The organism is Microcoleus sp. N9_B4, from assembly GCF_036701635.1.
Lineage (GTDB): Bacteria > Cyanobacteriota > Cyanobacteriia > Cyanobacteriales > Microcoleaceae > Microcoleus.
The window spans coordinates 1-1,010 of sequence record NZ_JAUBRC010000125.1 but is presented as its reverse complement, the minus strand read 5'-3'; the positions used below and the strand labels follow the sequence as shown (position 1 = coordinate 1,010).

The 1,010-nt window shown below is 55.4% G+C and carries 1 protein-coding gene; it reads right to left on the bottom strand.

The window, feature by feature from the left end; all coding sequences use genetic code 11:
• Positions 1-1,010: photosystem II D2 protein (photosystem q(a) protein) (gene psbD / locus QUA43_RS30735; protein WP_333379555.1), on the bottom strand; the 1,010-nt coding region annotated here is incomplete at both ends.

Below are 1,010 nucleotides of genomic sequence, written 5' to 3'. Positions count from 1 at the left end.
GCGTTACCGCGAGGCAGAACTTCTTCAGGGAAGATGAAGTTTTCGTGGGGTTGGTCTGTCGGAGCCATCCAAGCACGAATGCCTTCGTTAAGCAGAATGTTCTTAGTGTAGAACGTTTCAAACTCAGGATCTTCAGCAGCGCGCAATTCTTGTGATACGAAGTCATAGGCGCGCAGGTTTAATGCTAAACCGACGATGCCAATGGAGCTCATCCACAAGCCTGTGACAGGTACGAACAGCATGAAGAAGTGCAACCAGCGCTTGTTGGAGAAGGCAATTCCGAAGATTTGCGACCAAAAACGGTTGGCTGTCACCATCGAGTAGGTTTCTTCTGACTGAGTTGGGTTGAAGGCGCGGAAGGTGTTAGCACCTTCGCCGTCTTCAAACAAGGTGTTTTCTACGGTTGCACCGTGGATGGCGCACAGCAGCGCGCCGCCCAAGATGCCTGCAACGCCCATCATGTGGAAGGGGTTGAGCGTCCAGTTGTGGAAGCCTTGCAGGAATAACAGGAAGCGGAAAATTGCTGCGACGCCGAAACTGGGGGCGAAGAACCAGCCTGATTGACCCAAGGGGTAAAGCAGGAACACCGAAACAAACACGGCGATGGGGCCGGTGAATGCTAGGGCGTTGTAGGGACGGATGCCGACTAAACGGGCGATTTCAATCTGACGCAGGCAAAAGCCGATCAGTGCGAAGGCGCCGTGGAGGGCTACGAATGTCCACAAACCGCCGAGTTGGAACCAGCGGGTGAAGTCCCACTGTGCTTCGGGGCCCCACAGGAACAGCAGGGAGTGTCCGAGGCTGTTGGCTGGGGTGGAGACTGCTACGGTGAGGAAGTTGGCTCCTTCGAGGTAGGAGCTTGCCAAACCGTGGGTGTACCAGGATGTGACGAAGGTGGTGCCTGTTAACCAGCCACCGATGGCTAGGTAGGCGCAGGGGAATAGCAGGATGCCAGACCAGCCTACGAAGACGAAGCGATCGCGTTTGAGCCAGTCGTCGAGGACATCAAA